The organism is Microcoleus sp. FACHB-SPT15, from assembly GCF_014849525.1.
GTDB lineage: Bacteria > Cyanobacteriota > Cyanobacteriia > Cyanobacteriales > Coleofasciculaceae > Symplocastrum > Symplocastrum torsivum.
On record NZ_JACJNU010000050.1, the window covers coordinates 142933 to 159792 of the forward strand.

Annotated in this window: 19 protein-coding genes; 11 read left to right on the forward strand and 8 right to left on the reverse strand. The window is 45.5% G+C overall.

The features are described 5' to 3' along the window. Positions 1–74: 74 nt before the first annotated feature. The 4 genes from H6F98_RS17695 to H6F98_RS17710 all read left to right on the forward strand — a co-directional run bounded on the left by H6F98_RS17695 (position 75) and on the right by H6F98_RS17710 (position 3325). Entirely contained in the window at positions 75–2351 is a 2277-nt protein-coding gene (locus H6F98_RS17695; protein ID WP_192220013.1) for an NACHT domain-containing NTPase, read from the forward strand. Between the two features lie 61 nt (positions 2352–2412). Continuing rightward, a complete protein-coding gene (locus H6F98_RS17700) occupies positions 2413–2670 on the forward strand; it encodes a FitA-like ribbon-helix-helix domain-containing protein (protein WP_192220014.1) in 258 nt (85 codons plus the stop codon). Beyond that, on the forward strand, positions 2667–3095 hold the full coding sequence (locus H6F98_RS17705; RefSeq protein WP_192220015.1) for a type II toxin-antitoxin system VapC family toxin: 429 nt from the start codon (positions 2667–2669) through the stop codon (positions 3093–3095). The genes H6F98_RS17700 and H6F98_RS17705 overlap by 4 nt, the downstream gene beginning before the upstream one ends. Before the next feature lie 11 nt (positions 3096–3106). Next, on the forward strand, positions 3107–3325 hold the full coding sequence (locus tag H6F98_RS17710; RefSeq protein WP_192220016.1) for a type II toxin-antitoxin system HicB family antitoxin: 219 nt from the start codon (positions 3107–3109) through the stop codon (positions 3323–3325). A 37-nt stretch (positions 3326–3362) separates the two neighbouring features. On the opposite strand, the gene H6F98_RS17715 is transcribed toward H6F98_RS17710, so the two are convergent. The 3 genes from H6F98_RS17715 to H6F98_RS17725 form a co-directional block, all read right to left on the reverse strand. After that, positions 3363–4226, reverse strand: coding sequence for an HIT family protein (locus tag H6F98_RS17715; protein WP_192220017.1), 864 nt, complete (start codon positions 4224–4226; stop codon positions 3363–3365). 153 nt (positions 4227–4379) lie between these two features. Continuing rightward, on the reverse strand, positions 4380–5237 hold the full coding sequence (locus H6F98_RS17720; RefSeq protein WP_192220018.1) for a neutral zinc metallopeptidase: 858 nt from the start codon (positions 5235–5237) through the stop codon (positions 4380–4382). A gap of 228 nt (positions 5238–5465) precedes the next feature. Then, on the reverse strand, positions 5466–6755 hold the full coding sequence (locus H6F98_RS17725) for a glycoside hydrolase family 10 protein (RefSeq protein WP_242058586.1): 1290 nt from the start codon (positions 6753–6755) through the stop codon (positions 5466–5468). Between the two features lie 664 nt (positions 6756–7419). On the opposite strand from H6F98_RS17725, the gene H6F98_RS17730 reads away from it, so the two are divergent. Continuing rightward, positions 7420–8775 (forward strand): FAD-dependent oxidoreductase, encoded by a 1356-nt coding sequence (locus H6F98_RS17730; RefSeq protein WP_192220019.1) that lies wholly within the window; start codon positions 7420–7422, stop codon positions 8773–8775. 17 nt (positions 8776–8792) lie between these two features. After that, positions 8793–8948, forward strand: a complete 156-nt coding sequence (locus tag H6F98_RS17735) for a hypothetical protein (RefSeq protein ID WP_192220020.1) — start codon at positions 8793–8795, stop codon at positions 8946–8948. A gap of 101 nt (positions 8949–9049) precedes the next feature. Here the strand turns inward: H6F98_RS17735 and H6F98_RS17740 are convergent, their stop codons facing one another. After that, entirely contained in the window at positions 9050–9622 is a 573-nt protein-coding gene (locus H6F98_RS17740; RefSeq protein WP_192220021.1) for an outer membrane beta-barrel protein, read from the reverse strand. Between the two features lie 132 nt (positions 9623–9754). Then, positions 9755–10804: a PD40 domain-containing protein gene (locus H6F98_RS17745; protein WP_192220022.1), complete on the reverse strand. Its 1050-nt coding sequence runs from the start codon at positions 10802–10804 to the stop codon at positions 9755–9757. 268 nt (positions 10805–11072) lie between these two features. On the opposite strand from H6F98_RS17745, the gene H6F98_RS17750 reads away from it, so the two are divergent. Continuing rightward, positions 11073–13388 carry an AAA family ATPase gene (locus H6F98_RS17750; protein ID WP_192220023.1) on the forward strand — a complete coding sequence of 772 codons (2316 nt, stop codon included), beginning with the start codon at positions 11073–11075 and terminating at the stop codon, positions 13386–13388. Between the two features lie 99 nt (positions 13389–13487). On the opposite strand, the gene H6F98_RS34130 is transcribed toward H6F98_RS17750, so the two are convergent. After that, positions 13488–13613, reverse strand: coding sequence for a hypothetical protein (locus tag H6F98_RS34130; RefSeq protein WP_277927593.1), 126 nt, complete (start codon positions 13611–13613; stop codon positions 13488–13490). A gap of 11 nt (positions 13614–13624) precedes the next feature. Between H6F98_RS34130 and H6F98_RS17755 the strand changes: the two genes are divergently transcribed. The 4 genes from H6F98_RS17755 to H6F98_RS17770 all read left to right on the forward strand — a co-directional run bounded on the left by H6F98_RS17755 (position 13625) and on the right by H6F98_RS17770 (position 15510). Then, positions 13625–13762, forward strand: a complete 138-nt coding sequence (locus H6F98_RS17755) for a hypothetical protein (protein ID WP_192220024.1) — start codon at positions 13625–13627, stop codon at positions 13760–13762. 71 nt (positions 13763–13833) lie between these two features. Continuing rightward, positions 13834–14145 (forward strand): BMC domain-containing protein, encoded by a 312-nt coding sequence (locus H6F98_RS17760; protein WP_192220025.1) that lies wholly within the window; start codon positions 13834–13836, stop codon positions 14143–14145. 166 nt (positions 14146–14311) lie between these two features. Then, entirely contained in the window at positions 14312–14674 is a 363-nt protein-coding gene (locus tag H6F98_RS17765) for a carbon dioxide-concentrating mechanism protein CcmK (RefSeq protein WP_192220026.1), read from the forward strand. 80 nt (positions 14675–14754) lie between these two features. Then, positions 14755–15510, forward strand: a complete 756-nt coding sequence (locus H6F98_RS17770; protein WP_192220027.1) for a TIGR04283 family arsenosugar biosynthesis glycosyltransferase — start codon at positions 14755–14757, stop codon at positions 15508–15510. A 79-nt stretch (positions 15511–15589) separates the two neighbouring features. On the opposite strand, the gene phnC is transcribed toward H6F98_RS17770, so the two are convergent. Both phnC and H6F98_RS17780 read right to left on the reverse strand, forming a co-directional pair. Next, the gene (phnC, locus tag H6F98_RS17775) at positions 15590–16324 is read right to left on the reverse strand and encodes a phosphonate ABC transporter ATP-binding protein (RefSeq protein WP_192220028.1); all 735 of its coding nucleotides are present in this window, start codon (positions 16322–16324) and stop codon (positions 15590–15592) included. Between the two features lie 57 nt (positions 16325–16381). Next, on the reverse strand, positions 16382–16858 hold the full coding sequence (locus tag H6F98_RS17780; RefSeq protein WP_192220029.1) for a GNAT family N-acetyltransferase: 477 nt from the start codon (positions 16856–16858) through the stop codon (positions 16382–16384). Positions 16859–16860: the final 2 nt, after the last annotated feature.

A 16860-nucleotide genomic window follows, 5' to 3' on the forward strand; every position in this document is an offset into this window, starting at 1 on the left:
CAGAGCTAATGTTCGGCTTGTTGTCAGACTTGTCAGATTTGTCAGAATTGAGGGAATAAGATTCTGGTTGAGCTATGGCAAGGCGATCGCTTCAGGCATCTTTACAAGGTATTCAAGACATCAAGAAAGCTCTGAAGCGAAAGAAATGGTCACAGACCTATATCGCTGGTGCAGTGGGTTGCTCTCGTCAGACAATCTGGAGCTTGTTGCAGGGCAAGCCAACGGACTGTGATGTATTCATGGAAGTTTGTGCTCAGTTAGGATTGAACTGGGAAGAGATTGCAGAGCCAGAATTGCCTGAGCCGGAGCAGAACGATAGTCAAGATATTGATGTACTGGTGCGGGAGGTGCGATCGCACTGTGGCGAAGCAATCCTAGACAACTACAGCAAGATTCGATTACCGGACGACACTCGAATTGATGTTGATCTGCTCTATGTGGATGTTTACGTGCTGGAGAAGTTGTCGAGCAAGCGCTATGCTTCGATTTCTGGATTGCTAGAAGGCGTTGAGCAACGGGAGGACTATGAACGGTTAGCGCTAGGACAGCGACAGGAACGACTCCCTGGACAGGAAATCGTCCAACAATTTCCCCGATTGATGGTGCTTGGTAAACCAGGGTCAGGAAAAACCACTTTCTTACGACATCTCGCCGTTGACTGTAGCAAGGGGAAGTTCTTTTGTGATCGAATTCCAGTTTTGATTGAACTGCGGTCTATCAAAGAGGGCAACTCATTTAATCTGTTGAACCTGATCCATCGAGAATTTGGATTGCCAGAACAGGAGCAAACACAGCAAATTCTAAATCTGGGAAAAGCCTTCATCTTGCTGGATGGATTGGATGAAGTCGCCAGCCAGTTGAGGCAGTCTGTCCGAGACCAAATCTACGAATTTGCCAAAGAGTATCGCAAAAACCGCTTTGTTCTCACCTGTCGCACTCAAACGATTGAATACATTGCCGATAACTTCGAGCCGATTGAAGTTGCAAATTTTGATGCTGAACAAGTTAAAATATTTGCCCTTAACTGGTTTACAGCCACCCCTGAAACATCCGGGGAGGCAGAGAGGTGGACAAGTAGGTTCGTCGGAAAACTGGAGGAAAATCAGCAAATTCGTGAGCTAGCCATAACCCCCATCCTACTGACTCTGACGTGCTTGCTATTCATCGCAGAACAAGACTTACCAAAGAAGCAGTCAGAACTGTATGAAAAAGCGAGTAATCTGCTTTTAAACAAGTGGGATAAATTTCGAGATATTCCCAGAGATTACCAGCAGCTATCAGTCTCAGACAAGCAAAAACTTCTGAGCTATCTTGCATTCCGGAAGTTTGAGCAACCCGATAACTTTATTCTGTTTGAGCAGGACGAAATTCAGGGATATATCGCCGAGCATTTAGGGATTGAGGCTGAGGAGAGTGAAACCGTTCTTAAGGCGATTGAAGCCCATCATGGATTGTTGATTGAACAAGCGCAAGGGATTTGGTCATTCTCCCACCTCACGTTTCAGGAATACTTCGCCGCTAAATATATCGTTGATAGCTCTAATCCTGAAGCCGAATTTCAACGACTGCTCACTCACGTCACTCAACCTCGTTGGCGAGAACTTTTCTTGCTGACAGTGAGTATGGTGGAGAATGCTAATAAATTATTGATGCTAATGAAGCAAAAGCAAGAGGAAATTGGAACCTCATTGATTTCAGATAAGCAATTAAAAAAGTTTCTGGGTTGGGTTAATACAAAGGCTTCTTCGGTTAAGGTACCTTGTAAATTTTCAGACAAATGCAATTTCTATTTTGCCCTTGTGCATGACTTCCCACTGGCACGTTACTTAGCTGGTGAGCTTGGATCTAAGCCAGACATTCAGGGTCATGATGACAATATCTTTAATTACGATCTTGCATATAGACATCTTTATGAACTTTATCTTGATCTGAGTCTTACTTTTACACTCTACAGCGAGAACTTTGAAGAATTCCGTCGTGGAATTGAGGGATGCCACAGCGATTTCAGTCGTACTCCTAAACTACATCAAGCCCTTGAACATATCAAAATACACCTTCCTAGGATAGAAGAAGATTTTGAGAAGTTTTTTGATGAGGATTGGCAGAGAGAGAAGCTGTTAGTCGAAGAAACGTTTTGGCAAGCTAATGGTCAGACCCGCCTCAATGAATTGAGAACTGTAATGATTGAGCATCGCAATATTGGGCATGACTGGCAGCTCAGTGAGGAGCAGAAGGAACAACTGAAGCGGTACTACGATGCGAATAAGCTGCTGATGGATTGTCTGAATAGTGGCAATGTCACTCCAAAAGTGAGGGAGGAGATTGAGAAGATACTATTTGCCCATTGCTGAGATTGAGCAGCGTAGAGGATTATGATTTACACAGTACCTCCACCGATCACATAGCTCTGTTATGACGCAAGTGCTGTTAGAGAATCTCAACCCTGTTTTGATTAACCAACTGGAGACCCTTGCACGGCTTCATGGACGTTCCTTGCAAGAAGAAATCAAACACATCTTGCAGCAAGCAGCACAAAGCCAACTCCGCTCATACCATACAGGAGGTGATATGGCGAAAGCTAGAGAAGCAGTAGCCCGTTCTCAGGCAAGATATGCCGGACGCACCTTTAGCGATAGTGCTGAACTCATTCGCGAGGATCGAGAACGATGACTCGGTATGTGGTGGATGCCAGCGTCGGTATCAAGTGGTTTGTTCCCGAAGTTCATTCTGAGGCAGCGCAACGTTTACTATCAGAAAGTTATACTCTGTTAGTTCCAGATTTATTCTTTCCAGAAATTGGCAACATCCTCTGGAAGCGAGTACGCCGTGGCGAGGATACGGCAGAGGATGCCAGACAAACATTTGCGGAATTCAGTGCAGTCTCCATGCAGGTTTATGAGTCTCGCTCTCTAATACCGATAGCTTTAGACATTGCTATCCCGAGCGATCGCACCGTTTATGACAGCCTCTATTTAGCTTTGGCAATCTTGAATCAGTGTTCGATGGTTACTGCCGATCAGAGACTGTTTAATGCCTTAGCGAATAGTCCTTTTGCCAGCAGTATTGCTTGGGTAGAATCTCTAGGTGCAACTTGAACAGACGAAGAATGAAGGACTATCACATCAATGTTTTCTATAGTGAAGAAGACGAAGGTTACATTGCCGATATTCCCGATTTGAAGTATTGCTCTGCATTTGGCTTCACAGTTGAAAAAGCAGTTCGCAAAGTGCTGGATGCGAAGGCTGCTTGGCTGGAAGTTGCTAAAGCGGAAGGTAAGCCTATTCCCGAACCCAGATATCGCCCTGCCATCTATCAGATTAACTAACTTGACAAAGCTCTACAGCCTTTGCCTGAGAAATGATTTAATTCCTAACTTTTCCTTTAGGAATCACACATCTCATTCCGCTTTTAGTACCGACAGCATCACCTTGATAACGAGGAATAACATGAATATTACTATGCATCATACTTTGACCTGCCGCCCTATTGATGTTCATCCCCACATTAAATCCGTCAGGCTGAAATTCTTTATTTAAAATTTCTTGAACTTTGTTGACCATAAACCAGCAAGCAGATTGTTCTTTGAAGGGTAGTTCAAAGTAATTAGCAACATGACGCTTGGGTACGATTAGAACATGACCTTTACTTAAGGGATAACCATCAAAAATAGCATAAGCTGTTGCTGATTCTGTTAGGAAGCTTATGTTTTTGTGAGGGTTACAGAAGATGCAGTTATTAGAAGAGTTTCTTTGACGATTATAGGAAGTGTATTCATATATCTCGCAGCTTTCATCTACGTGAATTGAGTTGAAGGGAAGTTTGACTATACACTGATAGGTAGGTTTCTTGTGGATGTAATGTTCTCGAAAACCTTCCCTTTTTAGGTCTCTTCTCACTGCATAATATGCCTTGCCTCCCGGCTTTAATAGATGAGAAACTTCCATAAGGATATTAGCTTGTTCTTCAGAAGACAAAACGTTTAAAACATAAAAGCAAATTATTGTATCAAATTTTTCATTAGGATATTGCGGGAAATAATAAGGGTCATATCCTGTAATATCAAAGCCTTTCCGCTGCAAGAGTTTGACATCATTGCCAAAGCCACAGCCAAAATCTAAGACTTTACCTTGAAGTAGGTTTTTATTCAATAAAAATTGTGCGGGAAATGACAGGTAGATTCTTTCTATTGCCGTAAGGTGGCTGAATAGATTTTTTTGCCCACCCATATTCAGTAACTAACTGTGAAGTTTACACAGATAGAGTTCCCACAAAATCTCGATTTTGCTCAAAGGATGGCTGACGGAAAGGCGAACTTGCGATCGCATTCATTTGTCGGAGTTATTCATCATCTTGTCTGAAACACTTCGCACTTAGACTTTCTAAGGAGTGGCTGCCGCAAATGTATTACATTGTCCTGGATCGCCCGTCTGAATGCCCTGTTTAAACCAGCGAACTCGTTGGGCTGAACTACCGTGCGTAAAAGACTCCGGAGTAACATACCCTCTTGATTGCTGTTGCAAACGATCATCCCCAATACTGCTAGCCGCATTCAGTGCCTCTTCAACGTCGCCAGCTTCAAGAACTTGCCGCGAACGATTAGCATGGTGCGCCCAGATACCAGCAAAACAGTCTGCTTGTAACTCCAGTCGGACTGAAAGTTCATTTGCTTGTGCGCGATCAGTTTGACGCTGCATTGCATGAACCTTGTCGGAAATGCCCATTAAATTTTGGACATGATGCCCAACCTCATGAGCAATCACATACGCCTGAGCAAAGTCTCCCGGTGCCTGATGCCGAGTCTTCAGATCTTCATAAAAGCTTAAGTCGATGTAGAGCTTTTGATCAGCGGGACAATAAAATGGCCCCATTGCTGCTTTCGCATAGCCACAGGCAGATTCCACCGCACCGGAAAAGAGAACTAATTTAGGCTCCACGTAGGTTGTTCCTTCTTGGCGAAACAGGCTATGCCATGTATCTTCCGTATCCGCCAAGACAACTGAAACGAACTCAGCTAGACGATCATCTGCCGCAGAACCTTGTGTTTGAGGAGCCTCTGAATAAGGACCATCGCTCTGCGATTGCCCTTGCTCCCAGATTACGCTGGGGTCGCCGCCCAAAAGAGCAACAATTAGTGATAGAACAATCGCCCCAATGCCACCACCTACCACAGGTGCCGACATCCGACTTCCACGTCTGTCCTCAACATTGGTGCTTCTACGACCGAATTCCCAGCGCATAACCCAGAGCCTCCAAACTACTTAACCTGGCTAGAAGTAAGTCAGGTGCTATGGCACCCAAGCTAGACCTTTCATAGGTCATTCACCACAAATAGTAGTGATACCCTTCATCTAGATCCTCTGCCAGAGGGACAGCACTGATTTATACCTAGTCCTACTTTGGGATTACTGGGGTAAGGAAAACAAAATAGCTGATAGCTGATAGCTGACTGCTTTGGAGCTATAACGCTACTTCATTGCAACACGGGAAGCGGGGGCGTTGAAGAGAGCTTGAAAATTAGATTGCCGCTCTGTTATCGGTTCTGGTGCCTCGTCCCAAAGACTCTCATAATAGAAGAACGTTACACCCAAGCCGCGATCGCGAGCTGCTTGCACCTTAGACTGAATCAGTTGCATCGGAACTGGCTTATTTCTCAAGCCTGTCAGGACACCAACTCCGGTTGGAATCTTTTGTTGCGCTTCCCGAATTGCGGGACGGGTAATCTGGTTGAGAAAACTTTGCAGATCGGGACGATACACTTGCACAATTAGCTCGTCCACAATACCCTTTCGCACCCAAGTCAGCCAGTCCTGTAGGTAAGTCTTGTACGCCACGTCATAAGGATTAGGGGCAACCGAGAAAATCGCATCGGGCTTTCTCTTTTTTACGGCTTGGTTGAGTTGTGTCATGAACGCCGTAATTTTATTCGCCCGCCAGCGCACCCAAGCGGGATTGTGCGGATCGCTAGGTGCATTCCTCCCGGTTTCTCGTTTGTACAAGGCAAGGGTGTAGCGATCGTAGCCGAATTCATTGGGCAAACTGGTGTGATCGTCAAACTGAATACCATCGACATCATATCGAGTTACAACTTCTAGCACGAGATCGCTAATGAACTTCTGCACGTCTGGATGGAATGGGTTGAGCCATACTACCTCACCCGCTGCACCGATCCAAGTTTGGCTACCGTTCCGGCGTTTCGTCAGCCACTCCGGATGATTCAATGCCAGTTCCGATGTCGGGGGAGTCATGAACCCGAACTCAAACCAGGGAATTGCGAGTAAGCCTTGCTGATGGGCTTGAGCAACGAGGTCAGACAGGGTCTCTTGCCCTTGTAAACCTTTGCGGGCAAAGGGTTGGATGCCTGTCCGTTGTGCTACTGGACTCTCGTATAGCACGTAGCCTGAATTCCACACCACAGGATAGATGGTATTGAAATTCAGCTGCGCCAGTTTGCTCACAGCCTCTTGCAGTTTGGGGCGATCGCTAAGGATGTCATTGTCATTGGTAGTCATCCAAACCCCGCGAATTTCTGGCAAGGGTTGCTGTGCGATCGCACCAACAGGGTTGCCAGCTAGTAATACGGTGATAAATGAGCTTAGAAGAACTAAGGAAAGATACTTGAGCAATTGCCTCTGGCACCGCCCAAGATGCGATCGCCACCAATCTCTAGGAATGAAACACAATTTCATCAGCTTGAATGATAAGTTCGCTATCCAACCACGCAATCGCGTACCTTCGTAACGCAATGAACGATCCATAGTCTACAGGTATTTATATCTACTGAAGAATTGATTAATGAATAAAACTCATTCAATTCACTACTACTTGTCTCTCAGAGGACTACCACTTATGCAGGGTAGATTGGTTGAGGCGGTATGTAGACACAGATGCGATTAAGAGCATGTCAGTGCCAAGAATCTCCTGCTCTCACCCCCCAACCCCCTCTCCCAGTATTGGGAGAGGGGGAGCCAAATTCCACTTCCCCTTTCTCCTTTTCTCTAATTTTGAGAAGAAGTCTGTTCTGTATAGATAAAATTGCAAGTGAAGCACTGGATACATTATCATCAAGCAGAACTAGATAGCCTTATTGAGACTGAATTGAGAGCTGCACAGCCCGAACAGCAACTTTGAGGCACAACTGTTTTTCTACCTCATGAAGGAGCGCTACTATAACTACGGAGTGACTTTTCCTAGCGTAGAGGCTGTTATTCTAAAAACATTGCGATCGAGTAGGCTTGGCAGATTCTATAAAATTTGCACTCAAAAACTTTTGGAGTTATCCTAATATTCGGCTTTAGCACCTAGTCTCAACTAACTTTCCTATGTTGTATAAGTGCTTGACTTGCTTTTATTAAAATTTTAGCTTCGTTACCCCCTAGCGTTGATATACTCTTTATTCTTTAATTACATTTCAGAGGGATTATGCAATTCGAGAACGACATTTATGAAGTAGCTATCATCGGGGGCGGAATCTCTGGAACTGCCTTGTTATATAGCTTGAGCAACTATACCAACATAAACCGGATTGCTTTAATTGAAAAACAACCAGAAGTTGCTTTAGGTAATTCTCATAGAACAAGCAATAGCCAAACCCTGCACTTTGGAGATATAGAAACCAACTATACCTTAGAAAAAGCGCAAAAAGTAAAGGGAGCTGCAAGCTTAGTTAAAAATTATCTTTTGAGAAATGACCCCCAACAGAAAATCTTCAGTAAATATCACAAAATGGTTTTGGGTATAGGGAAAGAACAGATTGAAGAGCTTCGAGAAAGATACAAGGACTTTAAATCACTATTCCCTGGGCTTAAATTAATTGAAAAAGAGGAAATAGAGTTAGTAGAACCTAATGTAGTAAAGAATAGAACGCCTGAAGAAGAAATTATCGCTTTATCTACTGAAGAAGGTTACACAATAGATTTTCAGAAACTAGCTCAATCATTTCTAGGAAAATCAGTTGCCAACACTGAGAAAACGATTGATTTAATGATGGAAACAAAGGTTAAGAGTATCCGGAAAGAAGGAGAATTCTACCAAATTCAGACAGATCGAGACGTAGTAGTAGCTAAGGTCGTTGTTTTTACAGCAGCAGCCTATAGTTTACTGTTTGCCAAATCTCTAGGCTATGGAAAAGATTATGCGCTCCTGAATGTGGCGGGGAATTTTTACCTTGCACCAGGCGTTCTAAATGGTAAAGTTTATACGGTACAGCTCAAAAAAATACCGTTTGCCGCTATTCACGGAGATGCAGAAGTTCACAATCAAAGTAAGACTAGATTTGGCCCTACTGCTAAAGTTACCTTCCTACTAGAATCGCGTAACTATGCTACTTTTGTTGACTATTTCCGAACGGCTGGACTCAGTATCAATGCTTTCTTAAGCTTTTTTAATATCCTTTTAGAGAAAGTGATATTGGAATATATCGTAAGAAATTTTATTTACGATATCCCCTTTGTTGGCAGAAGGCTATTTTTAAGGCAAGTTCAAAAAATTGTTCCTTCAATGCAATTAAGTGACCTACAGCTTGCTAAAGGATATCTAGGGATTAGACCTCAAATAGTTAATCTTAAGACTAAGCGCCTGGAGTTGGGAGAAGCTAAAATTGTCGGGGAGAATATCTTGTTTAATATAACGCCTTCTCCTGGTGCTTCGACTTGCTTACAAAATGCCGAATACGATACAGAAAAAATCTTAGATTTTCTGGGTCAAGACTATACATTCGACAAGAACCGCTTCTTGCAAGATTTAGGGGATGAGCAAGCTTTGACCCAAATAACCTAACTATTAAATAGTTATGGATGCTCAGCTTGAACGGGTCAACGAGTAACTACTACTTGAAAAAGAGATTTAGCTTGAGTGATGATGCGATCGCAGGTGATTCAACAATCCATCAGTGTCAGCAAATGAATCATAGCAAAGTCAGTGCCTGGTTGTTGTCCCAGTTTCAAGCTTGAGTGCTGCTACCCGACCACAACCTGGAGATGGTGATGGTACCCACTCCCCATCCCCGTGATGGTCTACAGGTAAACTTTCAGCAAATGAGTGTCAATGTGAGTTAGAAGCGATAGCCCACACCAAGTTGCAGACTGACAGCCTCTCTTGAGTTATCCTCATAGGCATCAATTCCGACTTTGACATCGCCATAGACAACAACGTTCTGACTGACTCCCGTCTCCACGCCCGTTGTCAACACGACGGAATTCTGATTTCCTAATTGTGTTGATTTGCCATCATTGGTAACAAACGAGTAACCCGCACCCAGGTAGAGGTTGGTATTGTCGGCAACAGGCACATCAACAGTCAGCATCGGCATAATCGCCGTCGCCTCACCGCCAAACAGTACAGCCCCTCGTATAGAAACTGGAGTATTGGGAATCGCGTATCGTCCTTGAACACTGCCGCCAAAGATTTCATCATCTCCATCATCTCCGCCTTCTCCTTCAGAAATTCCGTCATCCGTCACACCAGCGCCAATGCCAACACCAACGTAAGAACCTGGTAGTCCCCTTGTTTGGGCATGAGCTTTACTCGCATCCAACACAACTGAAACGAGCGAGAGTGTACACAGAGCCGAAATTGTGATTGAGCGCAAAGAGAAACAATTAATCAAATGATGTTGCAGTAACATGGGCTTATCTTGAGACTTCTTGCTGTGTGTTAAGTGTTCTTCTGTAGCAGTACTTATCTCTGAGTGCTGTGTACTTATGCAAGAAATCTCATCTAGGTGCGTTACTCACAAAGGTTATTCAGAGACAATACGTCAAGGTTGACGCTTGTGTCCCAGCCAAAGTAGCCTTGTTGCTGAACTTTGAGGAATGTTGGTTACTTTGGTCAACTGGCCCCCTTCCACATCAACAAGGTAAAGAAAATTAGTACACTCTTCATAACCTATGAGCAAAGGCTGATGACATTTACCGTCGTACCCAGCCGCCAAGACAATTTTTTGCCCGTCCGGTGACCAAGCGAAGTCTTGAATCCCACCCGCAGGACTTGCCGGGGGGGCATCAAACAGTGGCTTCAACTGTTTGGTTGCCAACTCCAGAAGCCAGATGGTTTGACTGTTGTAGCTGCTATTAGTTAAGGCGAGATAGCGTCCATCTGGTGACCACTTAATTTTTTCATCATCAGATGGAACCGACTGAATCTGAAGAGGCAAATTATCTTTTGCCTCAAGCAGTACTCTCAGGTTACTCCCGTCCAAGTTGATTTGGTAAAGCGTTTTTGAGCGCTTCAAAGAGTCCCAATGCCAAAAAGCCAAGGTTTTCCCGTCTGGTGACCAAGTGATTTGGTAAACCCCACCCGCACCGAATTTTGTAATCACTTGTGAACGGCGGCTAGCAATATCAAATAGGTAAATATCTTCGACAAGACCCAAGGTTTTGTCTGTACGAGACTCGCCCGTATAAGCGACGGTTTTACCATTGGGAGATAACGTCTGCCAACTACTGGTTAAATCACGCTTGCCTCCGAGTTTTAAGACTTCTACAGAACCGTTGAGACTTACAAGGTTTAGAGCATACAGAAGTCGTTGGCTCTGAGGTGACCAGGAGACAAATGACCTCCTAATCTCTTCATTAATCGGGGTAGAGCCGTTGCTGTTGCTGGTAAACTCCCACTTAGACAGCTTCCAATTTGTTGGATCAACAAAATACCAACCCACACTCTTATTGACCGTGGTAATGTTGATGATGACATCACGCTCTGGGGGCAAACTTGGAACGCTCTTGATCAAAGCGGCGGATAGACTACATCCACCTAAAAATATACTGGTGAGAACGAACAATCCGAGCGATCTTAGATAGGCTTTCATCGTTAAATAGAGGCACAATTGCCTGCCAAGAGACAGAGCCTCAATAAATTTCTACTCCTCAAGCTAAGCTTAGGAATGTAGCGACTAGGCTTGCCTACATTTGGCTTTTCTAAGTGTCACAGAAGCTCTCACAAAAGAATTAGGACGTTCGCCTCACGAAACTCTCTTGGTATTTCTTTCTTATCGTTGCTTTGCACAGTCGCTTCTTAGTCAGTCAATATGAAAGAAAGCTCTTTATTCCTCAGGGATAGTACCACCTCGCTCAGAAATGCTTGAGTTCAACCCAGTTAATAACACCACCCCGATTCCAGAACTCACTGCCCCAGAAATCGAGCAATACCTCGCCAGTGAACTGTTTCGCGGCATTGGAAAGAAAACAGCGGCTCTACTCGTCTCTCACTTCGGCGCAGACACTCTCAACGTCTTAGAACACGCTCGTGAGCAACTCTCTCAAATCCCAACGCTCACGAGATACCGCATCGGCACGATCACGGGGGCTTGGAGGGACTCTCAAACCAATCCAGTACGAGGAGCGATCGCGTGGCTATTAGGACTCTCGACTCCCTTAGGGCTAACCCTGAAACTCTGTGAACGTTACGGACACCAAACTGAAGCAATACTTAAGAGTAACCCTTATCGCATCATTGATGAAGTCGAGGGGATTGGGTTCAAAACCGCCGATGCCTTAGCGCTAGCGATTGGCATTTCCCCTTCAGGTATTGAGCGCTACTCTCAAGGAATCCTCCAAGCGTTAAAAGATGGGTTGAGCGAAGGACATTGTTTTGTCCCTGAATCCCAATTACTGATTCGAGCTTTGGAACTGCTCACTTGTCCTAAGTCTACTCCTGACTCCTCGGATGTGCAGGCGGCAATTCAATCGGGCATTGCTAACCAAACCCTGGTAGAAGGCAACTCCAATGGCAGTATCTACCTTTATAGAGTCTACCGAGCCGAACTCAATGTCGCTTTACTCGTTAAAGCGTTCCTGACTGGTCAACAGCAGCCGACTGAACATCTCGAACACTGGTTGCATCAGTGGGAACAAGCGTCTTTCCGAGAATTCAATCGCCTTTCAACCGAACAGCGCTCTGCCCTTTTCATGGCTTGGGCGCACCCCTTGAGTATCCTTACAGGTGGTCCCGGACGCGGTAAGACTCACATCCTCAAATACTTGGTGCAGTGGCTTTGTGCAAAAGGGGTGAAACTCGCGCTTGTCGCGCCAACGGGTAAAGCGGCTAATCGAATGAGAGACGCGACTGGATGCGAGGCACAAACGATTCATCGCCTTCTACAGTGGCAGGGGCATGGTCAATCTTTCCGTTACAACCAGAACAATCCTTTGCCGATTGACTGGTTGATTGTAGATGAATTTAGTATGGTCGATTTGTTCCTATTTAACTCCCTGCTGAAAGCGTTACTACCTACCACAAGAATCTTACTCGTCGGCGATTTCAACCAACTGCCCAGTGTGGGCGCTGGGATGGTGCTGCGGGACTTGATACTGTCGTCCCTTATCCCAACGACGCAATTGCAGACTATCTATCGGCAGCAGCACGAAAGCCCGATTGTCTACGCGGCCCAAGAGGTACTCTCTGGGAAGGTGCCAGCACTGCATCAGTTCAACCAGCCTTCTCAATGGATGGATGTCGGGGACTGTGCGATGCTGTGTCGTCCCACTCCTAATTCAGTAGCAGATGCCATTGTTGAATTGGCGCTCCAGATGAAAGCCGACAACATCGATTTGAACCAACAGTTGATGGTGTTAGCACCTCAAAAACAGGGACCTGCCGGAGTCAAAGCCCTAAATGCTCGAATGCATCCCATTTTTAATCCAAAAAAGGATGGGGAGCCAGAAGTGGTTACGGGAGAGGTAGTGTACCGAGTCGGCGATCGCGTGATTCAATTAGTCAATCGTTACGATACGACTCCGGCGGTGATGAATGGAGAGAGTGGTTGGGTCATTGCCGTGGAGCCTAAGCAGAAACGGGTGACGGTGGAATTTGAGGGCGGTGCGATCGTTGAGTACTTACCTGGTAATTTTGAGCAGATTATGCACGCCTACTGTCTGACTTGCCATAAGTCCCAAGGCAGTGAATTTCAGTATGTGATTATGCCCTTAGTGCTATCCAACCGTCGAATGCTCACCCGTCAGTTACTTTACACCACCATGACCCGTGCAGTTGGGACGTTTATTGCGGTGGGACAACTTGAAGCACTTGCCCAGGCGGTGGTGGCAGACAAACCCGCTCGTCGTTACACGCAGTTAACGACGTTCCTACTTACACCAGAAGCCGATTTGACGGGTGCTATTAGGGGCTTGGGTGCTGGAGGTGGATTAAACCAAAAGAAACAAGGATTGTCCGTCACCATTGCTAGCCGCTTGCGCGAGCGGAAGCTTTCTGCGACGAAAGGGCAGATGACGTCTATTGGCAGTCTCGCTCTACGGCTCTATGAGGATAAGTTTGGACATCGCCCGCCAAAACAACTGGAAGTTGTGGAGGGAATGCGGTTTAAGACGTACCACTACCCCGTTGAGGCGGTGGACTTGATTGATCGAGCGATTGACTTGGTTTTGAACGCATAAACTCACCGTGATTGGCTCTTTTAAAAGTCTTCACTATTGGTTCGCGTTCCTGAGTCGATTAGCAACAATTAGAGTGAGCTTGCGAAAATCAGACAGACGTTAATGGAATCGCCCTTCGTTCCCCCAGTCTTTGAGAAAGCTCTGGACAATCGTTTGAATCGTATCAAAATAACTAGCGATCGCCTTTCCATGAAATGCTGGATACATCAGGCAAAGAATTACCATTTACTTCTTTTATGCAGGTTGCTGTGAGTGATGAAGAAATGCGATCGCGTGTAGAGGCACTTGGAAGAAAAATTAGGAAAGAAGATGGCGTTGCCAATGCTGTTGCTGCCTTCCAGCACTACCTCCAAGAGTTGGAGCAAGAAGTCTAATGAACTCCCCGTGATATCAAGAAGACCCGTACAATTAGTGTCAAGCATTTCATTAATTCAGGAGAGCAGCAATGCCAGCGGCGGTTGGAACGATTGAAACAGTAGGTTTTCCTGCTGTACTAGCAGCAGCAGACGCTATGGTCAAAGCTGGCGCTGTCACGCTTGTTTATTATGGTCTTGCAGAACGAGGTAACTTTATCGTTGCTGTGCGGGGGAGAGTTGCTGAGGTAAACGTTGCTGTTGCAGCAGGGATTGAAGCCGCAGAGAAAGTCTACGGGGGTGAAGTTGTTTCGCACTACATCATCCCGAATCCGAGTGGCAATGTTGTAGATGTGATGCCCATCGAATATACAGCGGAAGTCGAACAGTTCAGAATGTTTTGAGTCACTTAACTTTGTTCAACTTCTGCATACTAAAATACGTCAACCTAAGAGTCCAAAGGCAGGAAACATTAAAGATAATGGACATTGCTCTCAAAAGGTGGGGCAAGCTTCGTACAATTAATTGTCTTTACAAATTTCAACAACAAATTCAGGAAGGAAATTAGCCATGGCACTACAGGCGGTAGGATCGATTGAAACCAAGGGCTTTCCTGGCGTGCTAGCAGCAGCAGACGCCATGGTCAAAGCTGGGAGAGTCACTTTAGTTGGCTACCTGAGAGCGGGTAGCGCTCGCTTTACCGTGAATATTCGAGGTGATGTATCCGAGGTGAAAACAGCGATGGAGGCTGGGATTGCGGCAGTAGAAAAGACTTACGGAGCTAGCTTGGAAACCTGGGTAATCATTGCTCGTCCTCATGAAAACGTTGAAGCCGTTCTGCCAATCGGCTACAACGATGATGTGCAACAGTACCGAGATGCTGTTGAAAACCCGATCATCGGTGGACCAAGAAATGGTGGTCTCCAGCGGTAATTAAATCACATTAAGGAGAGCCAAGTGTAGCGGGTAGCTCTCTATCTGCTACACGGTGAAACATTGATTTTGGATTAGTAATGTCTCGCATCTCCATCATCATTCCCACTCTGAATGAGGCAGAGTGCTTGGAACGTACCTTACGACAGCTAAGCATCCTCAATCCTCCTGCTTACGAAGTTCTGGTGGTAGACGGTGGCAGCGAAGACGAGACAGTTGCGATCGCACAGCGTTACTGTAAAACACTCGTCTGCTGTAGCCAAGCGCGTGTCATTACCGCTGAGGGGCGTGGGCGTTCAGTACAGATGAATCAAGGCGCAGAAGCAGCAACGGGAGAAATCCTTTGTTTCCTACACGCAGATACTTCTGTACCCGATGATGTGGTAGCCGTAATTGAGCGAACTCTGGCAGATAAAACGATTGCTGGTGGTGGGTTTATTTCCCTAATGGCAGGTTCTGGTACAACACGCTGGGGAGTGTCCCTGCACAACTATCTCAAAACCTATTATGCCCCGTTGATTTTTCGCCCTTACTTATTTTTTAAGGGGTTGCGCTTGCTGTTTGGCGACCAAGTAATGTTTTGTCGCCGTGCTGATTTCTGGGCAGTTGGTGGGTTTAACAGTGCTATCCCAATCCTGGAGGAAGCTGATTTGTGCCTCAAGCTAGTGCAGCGAGGACGAATTTACCAAGTCAATCGGATTGTGCAAAGTAGCGATCGCCGTGTGGCACACTGGGGTTCTCTCAAGGCAACCGGGATTTATCTATATATCGGCTTTCTCTGGGGTTTAGGTGTCTCCCCCACCTACCTCAAGCAGTTTTATGAAGATATCCGCTGATATAGCAATCAGCAGTCAGCTTAAGAGCGGTCAGCTTTGGGTCAAATCGGCTCACTTTTAAGTGCCTTGTAAAGTGTTTTCACGATTTATAAACGCGGTTGACATCAGATGTACTTAATTGGTGAGTTGGTACATCTAGCACCAGCTTTCCTGCTTGAATGCCGAGAATGCGATCGCTATATTGCCTTGCCAGTTCAACTTGATGGAGATTGCAGATAACGGTCAACCCCTCTTCAGCGCAAAGCGATCGCAATAAACCCAAAACGGCATGGGCTGTCTTTGGATCGAGACTGGCAATCGGTTCATCAGCGAGAATTAAAGAAGCACGTTGGGTTAAAGCCCGTGCGATCGCAACCCGCTGTTTCTGTCCACCCGATAATTGGTCGGCACGTTGAAAGGCGATATCTAGCAGTTGCACCCGTTCCAAAGCCGCCATTCCTTCCCGTAGCAAGCTGTTCGGAAAAAGCCCAAACAAACAACGCCATAAGGGTAACTCCTGCAAGCGTCCTCCCAAGCAATTCTCCAAAGCACTACGACGGCGCACCAGATTAAATTGCTGGGCAACGGTGGCAATTCGAGCGCGGCTTTCCCGTAACTCCCTTGCCGAACAAGTCATCAAGTCTCGTCCCTGAAACCACACCTTCCCTCGATCAGGTCGTAATAGTTGGAGGATGCAGCGCAGTAGTGTTGTTTTTCCAGCACCACTCGGCCCCAAGATTGCTGTAAACGTATGGGGTTCGACAACAAAGTTGATATCTTCAATGGCGAGTGCGCCACGGTTGTAGGATTTTGTCAACCTTTCAACTGTAAGCATTGATGTTTATTCTTCTTTAGAGAGCAGTTTTTGAACAAAAGAAAAAAGACTTATCTATCAAGTTTCCAGGTCAGAGTTTAGTTTTCTGGGTGTCCTAGATCCGATGTTTCTTTTCTGCAAAAAATATCTTGTATGGTTTTCAGGAAAATTCTGCAAAGCCCCAAAAACCTGATAACCAAGCTTTTCATAAAACCCACAGGCTTGAAAATCAAACGTATCAAGGTAGGCATGACGACAACCACGATTGATTGCCTCTTGTTCTGCTCTAATTACTAACTCACGTCCATATCCTTGGTTCCGAATAACTTGGGAAATCCATAAATGACTGATGAACAGCCAATTCCAGTGTGTGTAACCATTTAGTCCACCGATAACTTCGCCCTGGCTGTTCCGTACAAAAATGGTCAGCTTTCTCCAATTCTCTTTCTCCGCTTGGCTGTCATTATAGAGAACAAGATTCCTTATAAGTAAACGAATATCTGCGTCTGAACAATCATTTTCAACTGTAATTTTATGATTTACAATGTCGCTCATTC